This is a genomic window from Corynebacterium sp. (genome assembly GCF_030826625.1).
Taxonomy (GTDB): Bacteria; Actinomycetota; Actinomycetes; order Mycobacteriales; family Mycobacteriaceae; genus Corynebacterium.
The window spans coordinates 1-5,363 of sequence record NZ_JAPJNQ010000106.1 but is presented as its reverse complement, the minus strand read 5'-3'; the positions used below and the strand labels follow the sequence as shown (position 1 = coordinate 5,363).

The 5,363-nt window shown below is 56.9% G+C and carries 5 protein-coding genes; 4 read left to right on the top strand and 1 reads right to left on the bottom strand.

Going from position 1 to position 5,363, the window contains the following annotated elements; genetic code table 11:
• Positions 1-718, bottom strand: a 718-nt coding sequence (locus RCH87_RS10010; protein ID WP_306516558.1) for a Cj0069 family protein, incomplete at its 3' end; no start/stop codon positions are given.
• 130 nt (positions 719-848) lie between these two features.
• On the opposite strand from RCH87_RS10010, the gene RCH87_RS10005 reads away from it, so the two are divergent.
• The 4 genes from RCH87_RS10005 to RCH87_RS09990 form a co-directional block, all read left to right on the top strand.
• Entirely contained in the window at positions 849-1,739 is an 891-nt protein-coding gene (locus RCH87_RS10005) for a sulfurtransferase (protein ID WP_306516557.1), read from the top strand.
• Between the two features lie 249 nt (positions 1,740-1,988).
• The gene (locus RCH87_RS10000; protein ID WP_306516556.1) at positions 1,989-3,767 is read left to right on the top strand and encodes an acetyl/propionyl/methylcrotonyl-CoA carboxylase subunit alpha; all 1,779 of its coding nucleotides are present in this window, start codon (positions 1,989-1,991) and stop codon (positions 3,765-3,767) included.
• A 55-nt stretch (positions 3,768-3,822) separates the two neighbouring features.
• Positions 3,823-4,323 (top strand): GNAT family N-acetyltransferase, encoded by a 501-nt coding sequence (locus RCH87_RS09995; protein ID WP_306516555.1) that lies wholly within the window; start codon positions 3,823-3,825, stop codon positions 4,321-4,323.
• Between the two features lie 519 nt (positions 4,324-4,842).
• Positions 4,843-5,363 (top strand): ABC transporter substrate-binding protein (locus tag RCH87_RS09990; protein WP_306516554.1); only part of this gene is annotated, 521 nt, incomplete at its 3' end.

Genomic DNA, 5,363 nt, shown 5'->3' with positions numbered 1-5,363 from the left:
CCGAAACTGGAGTGTCGCCAACCACCAGCACACGGATTTCACCTTCCACAATGCGCGGCAGAAAGCGCATGTCAACCAGCATGCCGGATTCGCCTTCCAGGTATTCCTCGCAGCGTGACATGAATTCGCCAAGACTATGGGTTTCGGTGTGGTTGTCCACCGCTTCGGTGCAGGTCACTTGGGCATCGATTGCTACCGCTTCACCAGGTGCCGGGCGGGCGGATTCGTCGGCAAGCTGTACTCGCCAAATCCCCTCCCCCGTCGAGCCCCGGTTTTGCTTGAGTACGCGCTCGCCGCGGGCCAGCGAGATCGGGAAGGCCTCACGGAAGCTATCGATGTCGTAGTAAGCAGCGGTATCTTCCGGAACCAACGCGGTGTCGTTGAGCTTGACCAGGGCATCTTTAGCACCATAGGCGAGCATTTCAGCCGGCCGGGAGAATGCAGCCAACCCGTCGTCGGCAAGCCTTTCCAGCAACGCGAAATAGCCTTCCTCACCGCCTGGGATATTGCCGGGGTTTACCCGAGAGATATAGGCATCGAAGCTGCCAGATACGTAATCGAAGATTTTATTGGCCCACTCTGGGCGGTAGACGACGACTTCTGCATGCCAACCGGCTGCCTGCAACGCGGCGATAATCGGCTTGGTGTCAACGCGGTTGCCGTGGATGGTTTTGTCGTTGCCACCTTCGACTTCGAAAATGACGACGGCACGGTGGATGCCGGATTGGGCGTTCTGAACGGTGTTCTGGACATTATCAGCAGTTGTTTTGTGCATGTTGGGTCCTTCGCTGCAAGGTTTTCGATAAGATTTATGGAGTGTACTTTCCCGCCGTCTGAAAGGCTGACCCGTGGCTATTGCTTTCGATAACCATCCCTCGTTTCGGGAATATGCGGATCCTGGGCGGTTAGTTTCTGCTTCGTGGCTATCCGCCCGCTTGGGTGTGAACGGTTTGCACGTCGTTGAGTGTAATGAAGATTCCGTACTTTATAACATCGGCCATCTACCTTCGGCTTTGCGCATTAATCCGGACGAACTCATCGATGCCGCAACGCTCGACATCATCGACGGAGAAGCTTTCGCCGCTCTTCTGTCGCGTCTGGGAATCAACCGTGACGACACAGTCGTGATCTACGGCGATCGTGGCAACCGTTGGGCTTGTTTCGCGCTGTGGGTGTTCGAGTTGTTCGGCCACCCGGATACCCGCATTTTGGACGGCGGACGCGAGGGCTGGATGCAGGAAGAGCGCGATACCTCTCTCAGCCCAGCGATCGTGATGCAGCCATCGAATTATCCGGTGTGCGAGCGTAACGACACCGACGCCCGGATCTTCGTTGATGAGCTTGCCGACGACGACACGATTACCGCTGTCGATGTGCGCTCTGCTGCGGAGTTTTCTGGTGTTCCTGGTGATCAAGCCTCCGCCAGTCAGGAACTTGGTTCTGGGCCGGGAGCGGTCACTACGCGCCGACAAGGCCATGTACCCGGTGCGGTGCACCTGCCGTGGAAGTCTTTGCTGACGGCAGGTGGGAAGTTCCGTTCCCGCTCTGATCTCGACGCGGTCTGGCCCGCAGAATCCAGCGTGATTTATTCGCAGGTTGGCGCACGCGCTGCTCTGGTGTGGTTCATCGGCAAGTTTTTGCTCGGCCACAAAGCGACACGTATTTACGACGGGGGCTGGTCAGAGTGGGGAAATATGATTGGTATGCCGATTGAGCGCGGAGCTGAGACGCGGAGCTGACAAAGCCTAATAGCTGCCTTTTTAATTCACGGTTTATCGTGGTCGGACCTGGCAAACCGGACAGGTCCGCGGGTTGCCTGAATCGTATTTTTAACGATTTTCCACCACGATATTCGACACGACACAAAACCTGATGGTTTTCTCATGTTTTGATGTGTAAGAATAGACTGAACGAGTTGTGCAATACAGATTGTGCAAAGATTTTTGCATTAACGCTTTTTAACGCTTTGAACGCTATGGAGGGCCAACGTGGCTGAACAGACAAAGATCACCAAGGTACTGATCGCAAACCGCGGCGAAATCGCGGTACGCATCATCCGTGCCGCGAAAGACGCTGGCATCGGGTCTGTGGCAGTGTATGCGGAGCCGGACGCTAACGCTCCATTCGTGGAGCTTGCCGACGAAGCTTTTGCCTTGGGTGGATCCACGTCTGCAGAATCCTATTTGGTCTTCGACAAAGTATTGGACGCGGCGAAAAAATCTGGGGCCAACGCCATCCACCCCGGCTATGGCTTTTTGTCAGAGAACGCAGATTTCGCGCGCGCTGTCATTGACGCCGGGCTGATCTGGATTGGTCCTTCCCCAGAAGCCATCGCCGATTTGGGCGATAAAGTCACCGCCCGCCATATCGCAGAAAAGGCAGATGCTCCGATGGCACCGGGCACCAAAGACCCTGTGGCTGATGCCAGCGAGGTCGAAGCGTTCGCTGACGAACACGGCCTGCCTATCGCGATCAAAGCCGCCTTCGGTGGTGGCGGACGCGGCATGAAAGTCGCCTACAAGCGTGAGGAAGTTGCTGAATTATTCGAATCTGCTACCCGTGAGGCTATCGCGGCTTTCGGTCGCGGCGAATGTTTCGTCGAGCGCTATCTCGACCGCGCCCGCCACGTCGAGGCACAGGTACTTGCAGATCAGCACGGCAACGTCATCGTCGTTGGCACGCGCGATTGCTCTCTGCAGCGGCGATTCCAGAAACTCGTCGAAGAAGCCCCTGCCCCATTCTTGACGGATAAGCAACGCGAAGAAATCCATGAATCGTCGAAGCGCATCTGCCGCCAGGCGGGTTACTACGGCGCCGGAACCGTGGAATTTTTGGTCGGTTCCGACGGCTTGATCTCCTTCCTTGAGGTCAATACCCGTTTGCAGGTGGAGCACCCAGTAACCGAGGCCACCACCGGCATCGATTTGGTGCGCGAGCAGTTCCGCATCGCCGAAGGCCAGAAGCTGCGCTTCACCGAGGATCCCACCCCGCTCGGCCACGCTTTCGAGTTCCGCATCAACGGCGAGGATGCCGGAGCCAACTTCATGCCGACCCCAGGCACTGTCGCCACCTATTCCGAGCCAGCAGGCCCAGGTGTGCGCGTCGATTCCGGTGTGCGCCAAGGCAGCGTCATCGGCGGCCAGTTCGACTCGATGCTGGCAAAGCTGATCGTCCATGCCGAGAACCGTGACGAAGCTCTGGCGCGTTCTCGCCGCGCTCTCGACGAGTTCACCGTGGACGGCATGCCCACCGTAATTCCGTTCCACCGCGCGATTATTGACGATCCTGCCTTCGCAGCATCTGACGGTGATGATTTCCAGGTTTATACCAAGTGGATTGAAGAAGAATGGACCAACGATATTCCAGCGTTTGCTGGTGAGCACATCGAACCAGAAGCAGAACCTGAGCTACCGCCGCAGAAATACGTCGTGGAGATCGACGGCCGGCGGATCGAGGTCGCCCTACCTGGATCGTTAACCATCGGCGGTGGTGGTGAGGCACCAAAGAAAAAGGCAAAGAAGCGCCGCGGTGGTGGCTCTAAGGCCGCAGTGTCCGGCGATACCGTGGTTGCCCCGATGCAGGGCACCGTCATCAAAGTTGCGGTCGAGGAAGGACAGGAAGTCGCCGAGGGTGATGTCATCGTCGTGCTCGAGGCTATGAAGATGGAAAACCCTGTCAAGGCGCACAAATCTGGTGCTGTCACCGGCCTGAAGGTTTCTGAGGGCGGGCAGATTGGCAAGGGCGATGTCATGCTGGAAATCAAGTAGCCAAAACCTCTGTGAGCAAAACCAATGCTTTCGTTTTCGACTAACCTAGGCTGTTATGACTAACGACACGACGATTAATCTGCGCCCGGCGACCAACGAGGATCGCACCTACCTGTCCCGTCTGCACTATCTTGCCGACGTCTTCGGCGACGAATCACGCGATCTTCCCGATTCCGAGGCTGCTGACCACCACAAATACGTCAATCAGTGGGATCCTTACACCCAAGGTGGCGTAATCGCAGTATCGAGTCATGCCGTGCCAGCCGGTGGGCTATTCCTGCGCTACTGGAAGTCCAACAACCCTGGTTCTGGCTGGGTTGGCTACCCAGAGGTGCCGGAGCTAGTAATCGCCGTGGAGCGCCGCTACGCAGGTTTGGGGCTTGGAACCCGGCTGCTCGAAGCCGGCGTAGAGTTGGCACGCACCCAGGGTGCTCCTGGCATCTCTTTGTTTGTCGACGAGAATAACCCCCGCGCACGCGCACGCTATGAAAAATTTGGCTTCGAATACAAGACGGACTCGACAATGGTCAAATGGTTCGAGCAGCCGCGCGTTTAGCGGGAGCGTTGTGGGAGTCTAGCGGGGCCGGTCTGCACGTTGAGCGGGATTTACCCCGCCACGGCTCCGTGCCTATTTCATGGTCTCCACATCATCACCCAGCTTCACAATAACTTATAAAGTTGGCTATGCTAACCTATTGGTCTTAATAAGGGTAGGCCAACAACACCGTACGCTAGTTCGGCGTTTCTGGTCTGCACTTCAGTTTTGCGACCAGGAGGTACAGCCACAATGCCAGCATCCCCGCTGCCCGAAGCAGCAGCAGTTTCCTCACCACTTCCCCACAGGCAATTCTCCCCACACCCAACGTCGATAAGCAGACAATCGCTCGGCAGCCCATTCCACAGCCGGAAGGCCAGAAGCGCATTCCTCGCAGTCGCCTGCAGCTTGGGGCTACTGACTGCATGTACCGCACCAGCCGATGATTCTGCGCACTCCAGCCAGAATACAACCACCGGCACTGCAGACAGCACATTCAAACCTGCAGAATCGTCTGCTACACGGACAATTTCGCACGCAATGGGATCGACGGAGCTGGGCGAAGAAATTACCACCGTCGCAGCACTCGACCGCACGGTATTGGACCCAGCTATCGCTCTGGGCTTGCACGTCGTTGGCTTCACCGAGCTCCAAGGGGACAGCGGAATCCCTGCTTATTTCGGCGATGATGGCGAGAAATACGCAGGTGACGCGGTCTCGGTTGGTGAGCTTAGTGACCCGTCATTAGAGAAAGTCGCTGCGCTGAAACCCGATGCGATCTTGTCGTCGAAAGTCCGGCATGAAGATCTCTACGAACGGATGAGCAGCATCGCGCCGACGGTTTTTTCTGATTCTGGAGGCCATGGCTGGAAAGACAGCTTGCGCCTGGTAGGTGAAGTAGCGGATAAATCCGAAAAAGCCGACGATCTCATCACCGACTACGAAGAGCGTGCTGCGCGCATCGGTGATCGCGTACGCGAAAAGCTCGGGAAAAACCCTAGCGTGACGTCCGTGCGATTCGTCGATGGGCCGACTCGGATCTATAAAGACGACAGCTATAT

What these genes read in the sequence shown, in the direction of transcription:
- RCH87_RS09995 (WP_306516555.1), top strand. Translation starts at nt 3,823, where the DNA reads ATGACTAACGACACGACGATTAATCTGCGCCCGGCGACCAACGAGGAT.